The 15,183-nt window shown below is 33.0% G+C and carries 23 protein-coding genes and 1 pseudogene; 17 read left to right on the plus strand and 7 right to left on the minus strand.

All coding sequences use genetic code 11. The features are described from left to right. Positions 1 to 23 precede the first annotated feature (23 nt). The 10 genes and pseudogenes from U860_RS0126225 to U860_RS36645 all read left to right on the plus strand — a co-directional run bounded on the left by U860_RS0126225 (position 24) and on the right by U860_RS36645 (position 7,527). The gene (locus tag U860_RS0126225) at positions 24 to 440 is read left to right on the plus strand and encodes a GNAT family N-acetyltransferase (RefSeq protein ID WP_081806930.1); all 417 of its coding nucleotides are present in this window, start codon (positions 24 to 26) and stop codon (positions 438 to 440) included. 107 nt (positions 441 to 547) lie between these two features. Beyond that, a complete protein-coding gene (locus tag U860_RS0126230) occupies positions 548 to 1,150 on the plus strand; it encodes a hypothetical protein (protein WP_025150856.1) in 603 nt (200 codons plus the stop codon). A 20-nt stretch (positions 1,151 to 1,170) separates the two neighbouring features. Then, on the plus strand, positions 1,171 to 2,418 hold the full coding sequence (locus U860_RS0126235; RefSeq protein ID WP_025150857.1) for a glutathionylspermidine synthase family protein: 1,248 nt from the start codon (positions 1,171 to 1,173) through the stop codon (positions 2,416 to 2,418). A gap of 222 nt (positions 2,419 to 2,640) precedes the next feature. Next, on the plus strand, positions 2,641 to 3,465 hold the full coding sequence (locus tag U860_RS0126245; protein ID WP_025150858.1) for a VanW family protein: 825 nt from the start codon (positions 2,641 to 2,643) through the stop codon (positions 3,463 to 3,465). 327 nt (positions 3,466 to 3,792) lie between these two features. Continuing rightward, positions 3,793 to 4,593, plus strand: coding sequence for an AAC(3) family N-acetyltransferase (locus U860_RS0126250; protein ID WP_162791019.1), 801 nt, complete (start codon positions 3,793 to 3,795; stop codon positions 4,591 to 4,593). Between the two features lie 12 nt (positions 4,594 to 4,605). Next, positions 4,606 to 5,295, plus strand: a complete 690-nt coding sequence (locus U860_RS0126255) for a phosphopantothenoylcysteine decarboxylase (protein WP_025150860.1) — start codon at positions 4,606 to 4,608, stop codon at positions 5,293 to 5,295. A gap of 101 nt (positions 5,296 to 5,396) precedes the next feature. Beyond that, a complete protein-coding gene (locus tag U860_RS0126260) occupies positions 5,397 to 5,870 on the plus strand; it encodes a tetratricopeptide repeat protein (RefSeq protein WP_025150861.1) in 474 nt (157 codons plus the stop codon). 12 nt (positions 5,871 to 5,882) lie between these two features. Beyond that, a complete protein-coding gene (locus tag U860_RS0126265) occupies positions 5,883 to 6,938 on the plus strand; it encodes a hypothetical protein (protein WP_025150862.1) in 1,056 nt (351 codons plus the stop codon). Continuing rightward, positions 6,931 to 7,038: pseudogene (locus U860_RS34290) on the plus strand (DNA mismatch repair protein MutT); the annotation flags it as partial. The gene U860_RS0126265 and the pseudogene U860_RS34290, both read left to right, overlap by 8 nt. A gap of 396 nt (positions 7,039 to 7,434) precedes the next feature. Then, positions 7,435 to 7,527 carry a putative holin-like toxin gene (locus U860_RS36645; RefSeq protein ID WP_001289319.1) on the plus strand — a complete coding sequence of 31 codons (93 nt, stop codon included), beginning with the start codon at positions 7,435 to 7,437 and terminating at the stop codon, positions 7,525 to 7,527. Positions 7,528 to 7,755: 228 nt separating this feature from the next. On the opposite strand, the gene U860_RS0126280 is transcribed toward U860_RS36645, so the two are convergent. Further along, the gene (locus U860_RS0126280; RefSeq protein ID WP_025150863.1) at positions 7,756 to 8,577 is read right to left on the minus strand and encodes an HNH endonuclease; all 822 of its coding nucleotides are present in this window, start codon (positions 8,575 to 8,577) and stop codon (positions 7,756 to 7,758) included. Between the two features lie 149 nt (positions 8,578 to 8,726). On the opposite strand from U860_RS0126280, the gene U860_RS0126285 reads away from it, so the two are divergent. Further along, positions 8,727 to 9,812, plus strand: coding sequence for an AI-2E family transporter (locus U860_RS0126285; protein ID WP_002172385.1), 1,086 nt, complete (start codon positions 8,727 to 8,729; stop codon positions 9,810 to 9,812). Between the two features lie 240 nt (positions 9,813 to 10,052). Here the strand turns inward: U860_RS0126285 and U860_RS0126290 are convergent, their stop codons facing one another. The 6 genes from U860_RS0126290 to U860_RS0126315 are packed head-to-tail and all read right to left on the minus strand — an operon-like array spanning position 10,053 to position 11,041. After that, the gene (locus tag U860_RS0126290; RefSeq protein ID WP_002172384.1) at positions 10,053 to 10,193 is read right to left on the minus strand and encodes a YrzI family small protein; all 141 of its coding nucleotides are present in this window, start codon (positions 10,191 to 10,193) and stop codon (positions 10,053 to 10,055) included. Between the two features lie 27 nt (positions 10,194 to 10,220). Next, a complete protein-coding gene (locus tag U860_RS0126295) occupies positions 10,221 to 10,361 on the minus strand; it encodes a YrzI family small protein (RefSeq protein WP_002172383.1) in 141 nt (46 codons plus the stop codon). Between the two features lie 26 nt (positions 10,362 to 10,387). Then, on the minus strand, positions 10,388 to 10,531 hold the full coding sequence (locus tag U860_RS0126300) for a YrzI family small protein (RefSeq protein ID WP_025150864.1): 144 nt from the start codon (positions 10,529 to 10,531) through the stop codon (positions 10,388 to 10,390). 26 nt (positions 10,532 to 10,557) lie between these two features. Further along, on the minus strand, positions 10,558 to 10,701 hold the full coding sequence (locus U860_RS0126305) for a YrzI family small protein (RefSeq protein WP_002172381.1): 144 nt from the start codon (positions 10,699 to 10,701) through the stop codon (positions 10,558 to 10,560). Between the two features lie 28 nt (positions 10,702 to 10,729). Further along, positions 10,730 to 10,873, minus strand: a complete 144-nt coding sequence (locus U860_RS0126310) for a YrzI family small protein (protein WP_025150865.1) — start codon at positions 10,871 to 10,873, stop codon at positions 10,730 to 10,732. Between the two features lie 27 nt (positions 10,874 to 10,900). Then, positions 10,901 to 11,041 (minus strand): YrzI family small protein, encoded by a 141-nt coding sequence (locus tag U860_RS0126315; protein WP_002172379.1) that lies wholly within the window; start codon positions 11,039 to 11,041, stop codon positions 10,901 to 10,903. A gap of 439 nt (positions 11,042 to 11,480) precedes the next feature. Here U860_RS0126315 and U860_RS0126325 point away from each other — a divergent pair, with 439 nt between their 5' ends. The 6 genes from U860_RS0126325 (at position 11,481) to U860_RS0126350 (ending at position 15,138) form a co-directional block, all read left to right on the plus strand. Next, positions 11,481 to 12,074 (plus strand): DUF4825 domain-containing protein, encoded by a 594-nt coding sequence (locus U860_RS0126325; protein WP_002172377.1) that lies wholly within the window; start codon positions 11,481 to 11,483, stop codon positions 12,072 to 12,074. 15 nt (positions 12,075 to 12,089) lie between these two features. Next, positions 12,090 to 12,605, plus strand: coding sequence for a hypothetical protein (locus U860_RS0126330; RefSeq protein ID WP_025150866.1), 516 nt, complete (start codon positions 12,090 to 12,092; stop codon positions 12,603 to 12,605). A gap of 96 nt (positions 12,606 to 12,701) precedes the next feature. Continuing rightward, on the plus strand, positions 12,702 to 13,082 hold the full coding sequence (locus U860_RS0126335; RefSeq protein ID WP_025150867.1) for a GntR family transcriptional regulator: 381 nt from the start codon (positions 12,702 to 12,704) through the stop codon (positions 13,080 to 13,082). Next, complete coding sequence (locus U860_RS0126340) at positions 13,079 to 13,951, plus strand: ABC transporter ATP-binding protein (RefSeq protein ID WP_025150868.1); 873 nt, start codon at positions 13,079 to 13,081, stop codon at positions 13,949 to 13,951. The genes U860_RS0126335 and U860_RS0126340 overlap by 4 nt, the downstream gene beginning before the upstream one ends. Then, entirely contained in the window at positions 13,948 to 14,619 is a 672-nt protein-coding gene (locus U860_RS0126345) for a DUF4052 family protein (protein WP_025150869.1), read from the plus strand. The genes U860_RS0126340 and U860_RS0126345 overlap by 4 nt, the downstream gene beginning before the upstream one ends. 39 nt (positions 14,620 to 14,658) lie before the next feature. Beyond that, entirely contained in the window at positions 14,659 to 15,138 is a 480-nt protein-coding gene (locus tag U860_RS0126350) for a cytochrome c biogenesis protein CcdC (protein ID WP_025150870.1), read from the plus strand. Positions 15,139 to 15,183 lie beyond the last annotated feature (45 nt).

Consider the following 15,183-nt stretch of genomic DNA (forward strand, 5'->3'; position numbering starts at 1 on the left):
TCATGGAAAGGGATGACGATATGATGTTACAACGTGTTGAGCGTATAGAAAAAGATCCAATTAAGGAAGTATTAAAGCATGCGACCGGTCCAAGTGAAATAAGTTTAATTAAAGCAGTGTCATTGTATGAAAATAATCATGTAGTGTTATATAAATATGGGAATAAGGCTTGCATTGGTATAGCGTTAATTGATACAAATAGAGCGAGAATATGCCACATAGCTGTTGATGAAAAATATCGTCATCAAGGAATTGCACTTCAAATGATAAGAGAAATAATTAGGAAGTATGAGTTAACATATATAGAGGCAGAGACAGACGAAGAGGCAGTTGAATTTTATAAAAAGTGTAGGTTTAAGATTAAAAGTTTGGGAGAAAAACATCCAGGGGTGGAAAGATTTCATTGCCATTTCCAGAATGAACAGTTTAGAAGTATGTGAAATATGTATTTTTACATATTTAGTTTAGTTTGAAAAAAACGATATATACAGTATATAATAAAGATAACTGGAAAAATATAGATAAATAGAAATTAGGTGTAAAACACATGAGAATGGATAAAAGCAAATTTGTGAAAATTGCAGCTTCAATAGGAGTGTCATCTTTTCTATTAACAGGATGTGCTGATAATGATGAAGAGAGCACACAAAAAGAAAGTAGTGCTGTAAAAGTAGATGGTACGAAGCAAGAAAGCGAACAAGAAACATTAAATTGTGATGATAAAGCACCAACAACAGTAAATATAGAAAAAGAAGGATTATGTAGAGAGAATCATTCACCTGCTACATTTAATAATGAGGGGTCACACTTGCCAATACTTCCGTTCGTAGCTGGGTATTTATTAGCAAGTAAGACGTCGAATATGTATAATACGGCGAAACCAAATCTTATGAAGAAACCATATACAAATAATATTATCCCATACAGTGAAAAGGATGAGCGCAGAACTGGCGGTGGTGGCGGGTATTACGGTGGCACTAGTAGTAATAATGATTCTTCAAAGAAAGTGGATTTAAATAAGCAACAGCCGAATAATGCGAATAAAGTAACGCCAGATTCAAATACACCAAAGTCATCTACTACACAGACGCCGAAAGTGAATTCTGGTTCCAGTGGAATTGGAAACGCAAAAGCACCAGCTGGATCCTAATTTGAAAGGATAATGGAGAAATGTATACAGAAAAAGAACAGGAAGAGTATATGAAAATCTGGTTTTCTCTTGCAGAAGAGGCTGGTAGAAATGGATTTACATGGCCGAGTTTGTTAGAGAGTGAAGAATGGAATCAATATATGGCAACTGGTATGTATCGTATGCCAGTACGTACATATACTGCAATTTCTAAAGCGACAGAAGAAATTATGTATGTGTTATATAAAACGTATCAATACATTACAAATACCCCTGAGCAATTTCAAAAACTTAGTTTTCCACCAGAGACGTGGGAAATTGCAAGAATGAAACATACTGGTTTATTTTCATATTTTACAAGGCTTGATTTCATCGTAAATCATGATGATATTAAATTAATTGAAGTAAATTGCGATACTCCGACCGGTTATTTAGAACCATCTGTCGCGAATGAAGTATTGTGTCGATATCATGATGTAAATCATCCGAATCATATTGAAGAGCATATTGTGCAAGCTTGGGAACAAATTAAACATGATTACAAAATAAGTCCTGACGAAACGATTTGTTTTACAAGCTATGATTGGCATGATGAAGATCATCAAACCGTTCAGTTTTTAAGAAGTTATTGCTTACAACAACAAACGGATTATGTAGGAATACAAGATATTGTTGTTGCAGATGATGGAATATACACGCCAAGCGGAGACCGAATTAAATATTTATACCGACTATATCCAATTGAATATTTAGTGTCGGACGTTGATAAGAACGGAAAAAGAATCGGTCTACAATTTTTAGATCACATTGCGCAAGGAAGAGTGCAAATTATTAATCCACCTGCCGCCTTTGTAGTGCAAAATAAAGGTGTACTCGCATTAATTTGGCAACTTTACGAAGATGAAGTTTTCTTTGAAAAAGAAGAGCGAGAGATCATTAAGAAATACTTCCTTCCAACGTATTTTACAAATAAACGATTCTTAGAAAGAAAAGAATCATATGTTTCAAAACCATTATTTGGACGGGAAGGCGGCGGAGTGTCTATTTATGAAAATGATGAACTATTAGCTGAAGATCAAACAGAGTATTATTTTGAACAACGAAAAATATATCAGCAATACGTAGACATGCCTGACTATACAATTGATACGTGGGATGGACCATATACTGGTAAACTACTTATCGGTTCTCATTGTATTAGCGGAAGAGCAGCGGGACTGTTTTTACGAGTAGGTGAAAGAATAACAGGGAATTTATCAATGTTCACTGGGGTTACGATTGAAGGATAATATGCATAGCAAAGGTAAAGACCGTATTCGTATGATAGTTGATGAGAATGATATTCCACGTATGAAGTTTTTAGATACTGAAGGAAAGGTTATGTATACACTCCCGCCAGAATAATAATCTTAGAATATATTTTGTAGTAGCAAACGTTTTATGATGTTGAAAGAAATGTAAATTTAAATGCAATATATCGATGAATAGTATATTAAGGGGCTCGACTTTCAATGGCAAGAAAACTATTAACACAAAGGTTCCCGATTTTAATTCCCTTCAGAATTAGACAACGCAGGTTGTTTAAAAAAATACATGACCGTCTTGAAGGGTATAAATTTCCAAAAACATTTGAACAAAACCCATTACCTTACAGAATTTATAAACATAAATCTTTACTTATTAGAAAATTAGGTGATACGGACATACAGCTGCAATACAACAAAATTACTAATCTAAGATTAGCTATAAGCAAAATAAACAAGGTTGTAATTAAACCGGGAGAAACATTTTCATTTTGGCATCTTGTTGGTAATTCTGATGAAAAGGCTGGATATAAAGAAGGAATTATTTTAATGAATGGTAAAGCGATAAAGGGAATAGGCGGTGGTCTTTGTCAGTTAGGGAATCTTCTCTACTGGATGTTTCTTCATTCAGAGTTGGAAACAGTAGAAAGGTATCGTCATAGTTTTGATCCATTCCCTGACTATGGACGGGTGATTCCATTTGGAACAGGCGCTACTTTGATGAATGGGATTATTGATTTGAAATTAAAGAACAATTCAAATATTTCCTATCAAATTAATCTACATATTGACGAGGAATACATTTACGGAGAAATTAGGGCATCACAGTATCCCCCATATTCGTATTCTATTATTGAAGAGGATCATCGTTTTGTAAAAAAGGCAGATGGTCAAGTATACAGGAAAAATAAAATTTATAAAAAAATTGTTGATCGTGTCACAGGTAACATAGTTGGTAAAGAACTAATCATAGAAAATGATTGCCTAGTAAAATATGAAGTAGATGATGAGAAAATAGCAGGTTCTTCATAAATCAAAATTTTCACTCGTTTAAAGATATTTGAAATAGCAATGTAAAACATTTCAAATTAAACTCTTCCAAGGAAAATATATGAGGTCGCATGTAAGCAATATGTAGTATTTCGCACATCGAAATAGAAAGAGCCCTAGGATAGAACTGTAAAGTCAGCTATTCTAGGGCTTCGTTTATTGTGTTTTGATTTAGGAATGAAACAAGTGGTTTTGTTATTGTACTTCGTTCATTCTACAATAGAGTGGATAATTAAGTTAAAAATTAAGAAAAATATGATAATATATTTATGTATTAGTTTAAAACAAAATGGGGGAACAATCGTGAAAATGAATGAAATAGTGACGAGTACACAATTTCCAAATACAATCGAAACAATTACAAATGATTTGAAAGAACTAGGGATAGAAAAAGGAATGACACTTATTGTACATTCTTCGTTAAGTTCCATTGGCTGGGTATCTGGCGGAGCAGTTGCCGTAGTAGAGGCATTAATGAAAGTTGTTACGGATGAGGGAACAATTATTATGCCGACGCAATCTTCGGATTTATCTGATCCGAAACATTGGGCAAGACCACCTGTACCAGAAGACTGGTGGCAAATTATCCGTGATAACGTCCCAGCATTTGACCCACGTATAACACCAACAAGGGCAATGGGAAAAGTAGTTGAATGTTTTCGTACATATCCGAATGTATTGCGGAGCAACCATCCGCTCAGTAGTTTTGCAGCATGGGGGAAACATGCGGAGGAAATTACAGCGAATCATTCACTTTCCATAAGTTTTGGAGAAGAATCGCCATTAAGGAAAATATATGATTTAGATGGATACATATTATTACTTGGTGTCGGGTATGACTCCAATACATCCGTTCATTTATCTGAAGTACGTACAGGAGCGCGTGAATTAATAAAAGTAGGAGCTCCTATTATGGAGAACGGTGTAAGAGTATGGAAAGAGTTTGATGAAATGGATTATGATTCTGATACGTTTGTAGAGATCGGAGTGAAGTTCGAACGTAAAGGAACTGTAACGCTTGGGAAGATAGGGAATGCAACGTGCCACTTTATGAAGCAACGTGATGTAGTTGACTTTGGAACAGAGTGGTTTCGTGCGAAAAATCAGTAAGGGATGGTTATGATGAAGGGGAAAAAGGTATTAATTACGAGTGGTGGTTGTCTAGAAAAATGGGATCAAGTACGAGGACATACTAATTTAGCAAAAGGTACGATTGGAAGAATTCTTGCGGAAGAGCTAATGGAAAAAGGAGCACATGTTATATATTTACATGGCTATTTTGCTGAGAAGCCAGGCGATGTAAATAACCAATTAGAATTGCATCCATTTGAGGGGATTATTGATTTACAAGATAAGATGAAAAGTATTATTACACATGAAAAAATTGATGCAGTTATTATGGCTGCTGCGGGCTCAGATTGGATTGTTGAAAAAATCTGTGATCAAGATGGAACTGTTCTTAATATGAACGGAAAGATTTCAAGTGATATCGCACCAATTATTCATTTTCAAAAAGCACCAAAAGTATTAAAACAAATAAAGAACTGGGATCCAGAAACGATACTTGTTGGCTTTAAACTTGAAAGTGATGTAAATGAAGAAGAGCTTATTGACAGAGCAAGCAAAAGAATGGAAGATGCAAAAGCAAGTGTAATGGTAGCAAACTCACCGCATTCTTTATATTCTCGCGGCGCTGTGCATCATGTTATTGGAGAAAATGGTGATGTAAAGCTATGTAATGGAAAAGACGAAACAGCCAAAGAAATTGTAAGTAGATTAGAACACTTATGCAATCGCATTACAGCTTTGTAAATTTACGATTTTAGAAAGAGATGAAGCCGCATACTATGTAATAAATGTGATTGATAATGCCATTGGATATACATAATGAACAATTGTGAGGAGTGGATCCTATGGAACAATTATTAAAGCAAGCTATTAAATTAAAAAATGAAAAGAAATATGCGCAGTCTAGAGAGATACTAATAGGGTTAACAAACTTTACGAGAGATGCAGAAGTACTTTACCAATGTGCTTGGATACATGATGTAATGGGGCTTGAAACGGAAGCTGTTCCGTATTATGAACAAGCGATTGCGAATGGCCTTGAAGGTGAATCACTTTGTGGTGCTTATATAGGTCTTGGCAGTACGTATCGTTGTATAGGAGAATACGATAAAGCAATTGCCGTATTAGAAGCAGGGCTGAATAAATTTCCAGACAATGACGTGATGAAAGTATTTTTATCAATTGCAAAATACAATGTCAAAGATCATGAAGAAGCGATGAAATTACTGTTAGAAACTGTTGTGAAAGTAGATGAGGTAAAAGAATTTGAACGTGCCATTTCATTTTATAAAGAGCATTTAAATGAGGTTTTTAAATAGAGGAGTGAACGTATGAATTTATCCATTTCGCGAAGGAGAAAAGGTATTTGGATCGGGCTCACATCCTTAATTGTGTTGTCAAACTATTTATTGTATGCCCTTCCCATTGTACCAGCTGCTCCAAAAGAAGTAGTGCTCGGTTCATTATTAGATTTTATGTTCGTAATTCCAGTCATCACATATTTCTTTATTATACGAAAAAGATATTCGTTAAAGTATGTGTTTCCTGTAGTTATTGCTGGATATATATTTGCGAGATTTATTATTCCAAGCGATTATTTACAAGCTTTTTCCTATGTATCTTATATAATAGTCGCAGGAGAAGTAGCTTTTGTAGCCTTTGAATTATTCCTTCTATATAAAATTATAAAGGTTCTTCCTAAAATAATAAGACTATATAAAGAATATAAAAAAGAGTATGCATCATTTTCATATGCGATTGATAAAGCATTTGATACTACTATGAAAAGAAGTACAGCGGTGAATGTCATTCTTTCAGAGTGTAAATTACTTTATTATGCCTTTTTGTCATGGCGTGAAAAAGTACCAGAAGGTGAATTCGCATACTCTTATCATAAAAAGACTGGTGCAATCGGTGTTTATATCATGATTATTCATGCAACAGTAATTGAAAGTATCGGTTTTCATTACTTACTGCATCAATGGAATCCAGTTATAGCTTGGATTTTACTCATTTTGAACATATATGCGCTGTTCTATTTTTTAGCTGAAATACAAGCGATGCGTAAAAATCCAATTATCGTTGCGGAAGAAAAAGTGATCATTCAAATTGGATTAGGAAAGAAAATCGTTATACCATTTACACAAATTGATAACATTGCGTTTTATAAAGGAGAACCATTAACGAAAGAAGAAGAGAAAGAGGTTCTTGACGCAACTGTTATGGAATTTATAAAAGAACCTGCAACTTTTGAAATAATGTTAAAAGAGCCGATGAAAGCGCAGTTGTTATACGGATTTTCTAAAACGGTAAGTCGTGTCCATTTAAATGTTGATGATGAGCGGAAATTTTATGATGTGGTTATGGGAAAGCTAAAACATGAGTAAATCCCCAAAATATCATCGTGCATTTGGTGTATTCGGCATTTGTATTGAAAATAATAACATATTAGTAATCGATAAAAATAAAGGACCAAATATGAATCGTGGTTAATAAAATAGTAGTGGCTCATTAACTCCTTCCATTATAGAAGGAGTTTTTATGATGCGGAATAGTAAAGGAGATTATTTCGACAACAAACAGTAGATTGAATAACTGTATACTTTCTTAATAAGGGGAGTAAAGGATATAATTAAAAACAGACGTATTAACAGATACAATTCATGTCTTCTTACCTCGAATGATTTTATAAACGGAGACTATATTTAAACAGAAAGAGATTTTTTCCACATGAAAAATAATGAGAAATAAAAAACTCGCAGCTTACTAGCTTGCGGGTTTTCATCGTAAATAATTAAAAAATATGGTAAAATTAAGAGGTAACTTATGGTACGGTTGGTTGTTCAATTATCACTTCTCCGAGTAGGAGGGGGGTGATAATACGTGAGTGAAATTGCGTTGCTACTGCAAGGTGGACTGTTTCTCGTTGCATTGTTAACGTTTATTGTCGTTTTAATTGACAAGCTCAAAAAATAACAACCCACCTATGCCTATAGAATGTGGGTTGTTGTGTTTGTACGAAACAAATAGGATAAATGAACAATCCAATCTGCTTAGTTACGTGGACTAGTGTGTAGCCGCACACTAGTCTTTTTTATTTATATACAGTTTTTAATTGTTTTATGTGATTGTATTGTTCTTTTCATACTTATTATAACACAGTGTCTTTTCAACAAGAAAGGAGACCGTATGTTCTTATATGGATTAAATAGAAGGTGCAGTTTCTTTAAATAGCCCATCCATATACTGTTTTAAACTTTCTACATAAAACTCTTGTTTGTCAACATTATTCACTCCGACAATTGGTGATGGAAGATTATATCTCTTTTCTGATAAATGAACGACAACATCGAAAATATCAAATAGACGAATGAAGCAGAATAGGCCATCTTTATCGCTAAGTAAAATAAAGTAATGGTTATCACTCTTTGTATTTAATGTATTCCATAAAGAGCTTTTGCTTAAGTCACGGACTATACTCTTTTCCTTTAACTCCATGAAATCGGCATTCGATAGAATGGTAGAAATATTAATCGCATCTGGATCTTCAAAGTAGCCGTCAATTGTTTGTACAGCGAAAGTATACGCCATTTTTAATACACTCATTTTATACTTACGATTATCTAAAAGTAATTCACGTTGAATAGAACTTGCTACTTTTGTTACACGCTCTTCTTTCCAAATTTCATTATGCAGAGAAATATCGTGCTTTTTACATAGTTTCATAATTAATGCATTGGAATAAAGTATTTCATCACTTACTTCGACAACATCTGTCTCAGCAGCTGCCAGCTCCTCACCATGTTCATTCGTATAGAGAGGGGAGTCGATTTGCTTTTTCATTTGCTCAATCTTATATTGACTTAATTTATGCCTAATTAAAGGACGATCAACATTTGTTGTCATATGTTCATGACAGGAATCACAAATTGAGTTTGTGAAATAATATCCACATAATATCTCTGGGATGACATATTGTTCACTTAGTTCTTTCGTATCTTTTCTGCAAATGATGCATTGTGTCATTTTTATCACCTTTACCCGCAAATTTGTCTGTAATCTCATTGTAGTGTATTTAATGATATTTTGGAATATTGTAAAGGAAAATATTATGTAAAATTCATGTTTATTTTGGTACAATGGAGAGAAGTGCTAGTTTAAAGGAGGACGTTTTTTTGAAATCGAAAGTGCACTTTTGGACATTAGAAGTGCTGATGGTTGTAGGAATCATATTTATTTGCACGAAAATATCGTTTCTATTTCAACCGATTGGTATCTTCATATCAACATTATTTTTCCCAATTTTAATCGCGCTATTTTTATACTTCATATTTAACCCTGTGTTAGTTTTCTTGGAGAATAAAAAAGTACCTAGAAGTTTAGCGATTTTACTGCTGTACCTTTTTATCATTACATTAACTGGAGTTGCTATTGGAGTAGTCGTTCCAACCATCTCACAACAGTTAATGGATTTAGTAAAAAATATGCCGACATACATAAAAGAGGGAAAGGTATACATACAAGATTTATCCCATCACAGGCTATTTGAATGGTTATCTACTCAAAACTACGTTTCCATTGAAGCGATTGAAAAAAATGCGATTGAATACTTAAAGGAAATACCAAATACTATTACGTCGAGTGCAACGGCTTTATTTGGTATTATCACGAACGTTGCATTAGTCATATTTACAGTACCGTTCATTTTATTTTATATGTTTAAAGATGGACATGCATTTCCAGGGAAAGCTGTTAGTGTATTACCAGAGTCTTACCGAGAAGAAGGACTTCGTATCATAAAGGAAACGAACGAAACATTATCTGCATATATTCAAGGTCAAGCGCTCGTTTGTTTATTTATCGGTGCTTTTACATTTATCGGTTATTTAATTATCGGTTTACCATATGCTTTCGTTTTAGGGATTATAGCAGCATTTACAAACATTATTCCAAACTTAGGTCCATTTATCGGAGCAGCACCAGCTGTCATTGTAGGTTTGTTCGTTTCTCCGATGCAAGCTCTGTACGTAATTATCATTGTAACAATTGTACAGCAGTTTGAAAGTAACATCATATCACCGCGTATTATGAGCTCAAAATTAAACATCCATCCATTAACGATTATTATCCTTATTTTAGGGGTAGGTAACTTTGCGGGAATTATCGGGATGATTTTAGCAGTGCCTGTTTATGCGGTAACTAAAACAGTTGTTTCGAACTTAGTGAGATTGTTTAAGACGAAACGGAGTAATCGGAAATAGAATATATTGATAAAGATACACCACTTTTGAAGTGGTGTATCTTTATTTGTAATTTATTTTTAAAGAGTGTATTAAATCAATATTATTATATATTTTTTATATATCAAATCGATCAGAAAACTTGCATAAAATGAGCTCAATAAACTATGTGGAATCCCTCTGAACTATCCAAATCATTTCTTTACAGTGCGTAATTAACATCATAATCGACTCCTTTCGTTCTAAAATAATTTCATACAATTATAGGTGAGTGTAGTACTTGCTTCTACGATCACGAATTTCATCTATAATCTGTTTATACTGTTGCTCTTGTTTTATTTCATTTTCAGATATCGTCTCTTTTTGAATCGTAATGGTTAAAAAGAAAAGGTGAAACTTCATACATGAATTCCTCCTTTCGAATAGGAATTACAGGTGACTACAGTAATGACTTTGTCGTTCCTTTACGTTGTCCATAGCCTGTTTAATTTGTCGGTCATGAAGCATATCAGACTCAGATAGCTTATTTTTTTGAATGGTAATCGTTAAATAAAATACTCGAAATTTCATTGGATTTTTGCCCCTTTATAATTTATTTAGTAAAGACGATTGTAATAAGAAGACTGACGCTCTTTCACTTCGTCCATAATGTTTTTAATATGTTGTTCGCGTAAAAGTTCATCTTTAGTAAATTTGCGTTTTTGAATGGTGATAGTTAAAAAGAATGCTTTAAATTTCATTAAGATATTACCCCTTTATAATTTATTTAGTAAAGACGATTGTAATAAGAAGATTGACGCTCTTTCACTTCGTCCATAATGTTTTTGATATGTTGTTCACGTAAAAATTCATCTTTTGAAGGTTTACGTTTTTGAATAGTGATAGTTAAAAAGAATGCTTTAAATTTCATTAAGATAATGCCCCTTTAAAATATATTTTTAATACATTTGTGTATAATACGAACTTTTAATGTCCGTTATTTTATCCATAGTTTGTTTTAATTGTTGCTTACGAAAGATTTCAGCTTCAGATATAGTTTTTTTCTGAAGTGCCGCCGTAAAAAAGAAAATATGAAAAGTCATAAACGAATTCCTCCTTTCGAAAAGGAATTACAGGTGATCAAAATAAAGCACTTGGCGCTCCTTTACATCGTTCATAGCTTTTTCAATTTGCTCATTATGAAGAATTTCAGCATTTGAAAGAGTATTTCTTTGAATCGTAATACTTAAAAACAATACGCTAATAGTCATCAAATGTTGCTCCTTTCTTTAAAAAATGATATAAGAGACTAAAAAACCGCACAAAAAAGCCACAGGAAGATACCGTTTTCCTATGGCTGGGCGTGAAAAAGCCACAGGAAAGCATACGACCTCCTGTGGCGAATTTATGAATTAAAAGAAATAATGTACGATTTTCAATTCTCCATTAGGGTGGCCGAACTTCTATTTAATTGTCCGAAAAACAAAGGCGCAACTAACGCTAAAGTTAATGCATGTAATTGTAATTTCATCATTTCATTCGACCTCCTTTTAGAATATTTTTCTTACGTTAGTAATTATATACAATTAATGGATAATTGTAAACAAAAAAGTGAAAATTTTTAATTTTGATTAAAATGCGTATATTTTGAAGGGTTTTGAATGGATATATTGTATTACTCGAATTATATATAGAAAGTGGGGGTGTCTAATGAACTATATGAATAAAATAGCAGGTGTTATGCTAACAATTTTTTTATTTGTTACTGCTTGTTCTAACGGAGGGAGAATAAAAGAAATATCAGATATTGGACCAGCGGATTTTAAGAAATATACGTGGACATACGTTGGAAATAATTCCGATGTGTCTGCGATTGTTAACAACTTACCTGGTGGTGAAACAGCTCAAAGTTTAAGCTTAAAAAATGAGAAAATCACGGTGAAATACGGTGAGAAAAAGAACGATAACTTAACAGAAGATATGATTGAGACGTATTGGTTTGACGAAAAGGATACGATGAAAAAGAATTTTCTCTTTAATGCTATCTATCTTGCAATTTTAGTACCAAATGCGAAAGGGTATGAGTTTCAGCTGGAAACTAAGAATTTTACTCTGAAAAGAGAAGAACTCTTGCCCATACTTTATAAAGAATTTAATGATTTTCCGAAAGGTGATCAAATATGGAATAAGGGAATCATAATGAACTTCTTTTACGGTAATCTAGAAAAAATAGTAGCGCTTGTTAATAATAAAGATTTTCGGAAACAATTTTTTGATGAACATCCTATACGGGAAACTAAGTGAGATGGTGGGGGAAAGATGGAGCTTGTTTATAGAATTTCTTATTTCAGAATGAATGATCATTATTTACCAAAGCTAACACAAGTACTAAAGTGTTTAAACGTGGAAGACTTGTGGAAAAGAGAAGGAGAGGCTAATTCAATTGGAGGTATAGTATTACACATCTGCGAACATGTAAAAAGAAACACGATTCGTTACTCGAATCCAAATGTAAATTTTGAAAAGGGGATTGAAGAGTACTTTCCAACGAAGTCATTAAGTGCTGAAATGCTGCTGGAAATTGTAGAAGAAGTATTTCGTGAATGGGGAAACAAGTATATAAAAGCGTGTAAAGGAAGAACCGAAATTGATCTGCATAGCTTATTACATTTAGTCGAGCACACAAGTTATCATTTAGGGCAAGTAGTAGACCGAACGAAATCTTTAAAGCGAGAGAGGTTTAACTTTTGTCAAAATGGCATCAATGAAAAGGATTTGAGAACGAAGGTTGAAAATACGAAAATTTTCGAAAGAGAGTCATTCATTATCGAATGACTCTCTTTATTTTATGAAAATTATGGAAAATAATAAAATGATGTGATATGGTTAATTACATAAGTAATTAACCTATGAACCTAAGGTGGTGAAATTGTGAAACCAACTCTGGAGCAAAATAAATTAATATATATACAAATTGCAGAAACAATCGAAGCTGATATTTTAAAGGACATATTGCTTGAGGAAGAACAAGTTCCATCTACAAATCAATTTGCAAAGATGCTACAAATTAACCCGGCAACTGCGGCGAAAGGGGTAAATCTATTAGTGGATGAGGGCATTTTATTTAAAAAGAGAGGGATTGGAATGTTTGTTGCAAGTGGTGCGAAGGAAGTCGTATTAAAGAAGCGGCAAAATACTTTTATGACAGAGTATTTACCTAAAGTATGGGAAGAAGCGAAAGTATTAGAAATCTCTAAAGAAGAATTAATGGATATGATTCAAAAAATTACAAAGGAGGCGAAAGAGGAATGATTGCACTTGAAACGAAAAAATTGTCCAAAAAATATAAAAAGAAACTAGCTGTAAATGAAGTAACAATTTCATTGGAAGAGCATAAAATATATGGTTTGCTTGGAAGAAACGGAGCAGGGAAAACTACATTATTAAACATACTCGCAGGGCAGATTATTTCAAGTGGTGGCAGTGTATCTGTATTTGGTGAAAATATTTTTGAAAATAGTAATGCGATGCAAAATATTTGTTTTGTAAAGGTGAAAGAAGAAGCTCATTTAAGTTATAAAGTAAAAGAGATTTTTGAACTATGTAACATGTTTTATAAAAATTGGGATCAGAAGTATGCTGAAGAACTTGCGGGGAAATTTCAGCTTAATACGAAAGAGAAATACCATAAATTATCGCACGGTATGCAAACAGTTGTAGGAATTATTCAAGGACTAGCAAGCAGGGCGCCTATTACTATTTTTGATGAACCAACTACCGGTTTGGACGCGGCACATCGGGAATTATTTTATAGTTTACTTTTGGAAGACTACGGAGAGCATCCTCGAACAATTATTTTATCAACACACTTAGTAGAAGAAGTTGTCCATGTTATTGAAGATGTGATCATATTACAAGACGGAGCATTAATAGTTCAATCATCAGTAGAGAATTTGTTACAACAAGGCCATACGATTTCAGGTCAAAAAGATAGAGTGGATGAGTTTTTAATTGATAAAAAAGTTGTTAATCGAGAAATTTATGGAAATAAAGGGATTGCAGTTATATGGGAAGAACTTTCTACTGAAGATTATCATTCTATTGAAAATACAGGCTTAATAGTTGATGAAATTACATTGCAAAAACTATTTATTCATATAACGGGTGGTGAAGTGAAATGACGATGTTAATGAAGCAATTAAAGTTACATATCAATTTTCATTATAAAGCGATTTTAATATTTTGGATTGTGGCGTTTCTAATAAAAGGAACAACAAATGCAGTAGATTTAAGGGGAATAAAAGAAGGGTTTTTACAACATATTTTAAATAACCCTTCGATTGCAAGTATATTTTTTATAGTAGTAAGCACCTTTATTATACAGGATGATGTATTTCGTTTAGCTGTTTCGTTCGGAGTAACGAGATTACAGTTTTTCATTGGATCAGTTTGCTATATTATATTACAAGCAGCATTATTCTCATTCCTTCAAGTGTTTCTTTTACAGAATACATTGTATAGTACAGCAAATACTAGTTTAGGAGAAAACTCAGTTAAACAGTTTATTGTACAATTATTATTGTATGTTACAATAGCAACCTTCTTTCAAGTAGCGGTAGTAATTAAGAAACGGTTTAAGTGGGTGGGGCTTATGATAGGCGGAACACTTTTTATATCATTGAATAGTGTACTTTATGGAGAAGTAGGAATACAGGATTTAAATTCTACATCTAATCTATCTTTAATAGATATCCCATGTTTTACTGTCATTTCAATTGGATTAACCATTCTTTATATCATAACTAGTAGTATATTTATTCGTAAAGTTTCATTTGAAAAAATGTTTTAAAATAGTATTAGATTAATATTTTAGAGAGAAGGGAAATAAATGGGTGACACATCTTCACTAATAACCGTCTTTTTATGCGTGGCACTGCTAATATTTTGGCGTCGTTACCGCTCTATGTATAAGCCGATAAAGGGAACAGGAAAACGTATTTTGTGGCCATTACTATTTTTAACACCAGGTATATTATTGTTTTTTGGTCCAGTACATCCAGCTATATTACAAGTGGGTATAGCAATATTCATTGGTGCTCTTTTCGCTATACCACTTATAGTTCTAACAAATTATGAGCGAAGAGATGATGGGAATATTTATACGAAAAAAAGTGCAGCTTTTTTAATTACTTTTATTGCGCTGGTTGTTTTGAGATATGGTTCAAGACAATATATTGTTGATCTAGATCAACAAACGATTGGTTTATTATTTTACGTCGTTGCAGTATCGTATATCATTCCGTGGAGAATTGCCTGTTATATAAAATTTAGAAAAGTTTGGCGTGGGAATAGTAATCATGCTATATAAAAATAAAAGCTTCTCATTTGAGAAGTTTTTTATTTTTATATGCAA

This window comes from Bacillus sp. H1a, assembly GCF_000633475.1.
GTDB lineage: Bacteria > Bacillota > Bacilli > Bacillales > Bacillaceae_G > Bacillus_A > Bacillus_A paramycoides.

What these genes read in the sequence shown, in the direction of transcription:
- U860_RS0126305 (WP_002172381.1), bottom strand. Translation starts at nt 10,701, where the DNA reads ATGAAATTTAAAGCATTCTTTTTAACTATCACTATTCAAAAACGTAAA.
- U860_RS0126310 (WP_025150865.1), bottom strand. Translation starts at nt 10,873, where the DNA reads ATGACTTTTCATATTTTCTTTTTTACGGCGGCACTTCAGAAAAAAACT.
- U860_RS0126245 (WP_025150858.1), top strand. Translation starts at nt 2,641, where the DNA reads ATGGCAAGAAAACTATTAACACAAAGGTTCCCGATTTTAATTCCCTTC.
- U860_RS0126325 (WP_002172377.1), top strand. Translation starts at nt 11,481, where the DNA reads ATGAACTATATGAATAAAATAGCAGGTGTTATGCTAACAATTTTTTTA.
- U860_RS0126295 (WP_002172383.1), bottom strand. Translation starts at nt 10,361, where the DNA reads ATGAAATTTCGAGTATTTTATTTAACGATTACCATTCAAAAAAATAAG.
- U860_RS0126290 (WP_002172384.1), bottom strand. Translation starts at nt 10,193, where the DNA reads ATGAAGTTTCACCTTTTCTTTTTAACCATTACGATTCAAAAAGAGACG.
- U860_RS0126235 (WP_025150857.1), top strand. Translation starts at nt 1,171, where the DNA reads ATGTATACAGAAAAAGAACAGGAAGAGTATATGAAAATCTGGTTTTCT.
- U860_RS0126255 (WP_025150860.1), top strand. Translation starts at nt 4,606, where the DNA reads ATGAAGGGGAAAAAGGTATTAATTACGAGTGGTGGTTGTCTAGAAAAA.
- U860_RS0126330 (WP_025150866.1), top strand. Translation starts at nt 12,090, where the DNA reads ATGGAGCTTGTTTATAGAATTTCTTATTTCAGAATGAATGATCATTAT.
- U860_RS0126225 (WP_081806930.1), top strand. Translation starts at nt 24, where the DNA reads ATGTTACAACGTGTTGAGCGTATAGAAAAAGATCCAATTAAGGAAGTA.
- U860_RS0126230 (WP_025150856.1), top strand. Translation starts at nt 548, where the DNA reads ATGAGAATGGATAAAAGCAAATTTGTGAAAATTGCAGCTTCAATAGGA.
- U860_RS0126280 (WP_025150863.1), bottom strand. Translation starts at nt 8,577, where the DNA reads ATGACACAATGCATCATTTGCAGAAAAGATACGAAAGAACTAAGTGAA.
- U860_RS0126265 (WP_025150862.1), top strand. Translation starts at nt 5,883, where the DNA reads ATGAATTTATCCATTTCGCGAAGGAGAAAAGGTATTTGGATCGGGCTC.
- U860_RS0126260 (WP_025150861.1), top strand. Translation starts at nt 5,397, where the DNA reads ATGGAACAATTATTAAAGCAAGCTATTAAATTAAAAAATGAAAAGAAA.
- U860_RS0126350 (WP_025150870.1), top strand. Translation starts at nt 14,659, where the DNA reads ATGGGTGACACATCTTCACTAATAACCGTCTTTTTATGCGTGGCACTG.
- U860_RS0126340 (WP_025150868.1), top strand. Translation starts at nt 13,079, where the DNA reads ATGATTGCACTTGAAACGAAAAAATTGTCCAAAAAATATAAAAAGAAA.
- U860_RS0126300 (WP_025150864.1), bottom strand. Translation starts at nt 10,531, where the DNA reads ATGAAATTTAAAGCATTCTTTTTAACTATCACCATTCAAAAACGCAAA.
- U860_RS0126250 (WP_162791019.1), top strand. Translation starts at nt 3,793, where the DNA reads ATGAATGAAATAGTGACGAGTACACAATTTCCAAATACAATCGAAACA.
- U860_RS0126315 (WP_002172379.1), bottom strand. Translation starts at nt 11,041, where the DNA reads ATGACTATTAGCGTATTGTTTTTAAGTATTACGATTCAAAGAAATACT.
- U860_RS0126345 (WP_025150869.1), top strand. Translation starts at nt 13,948, where the DNA reads ATGACGATGTTAATGAAGCAATTAAAGTTACATATCAATTTTCATTAT.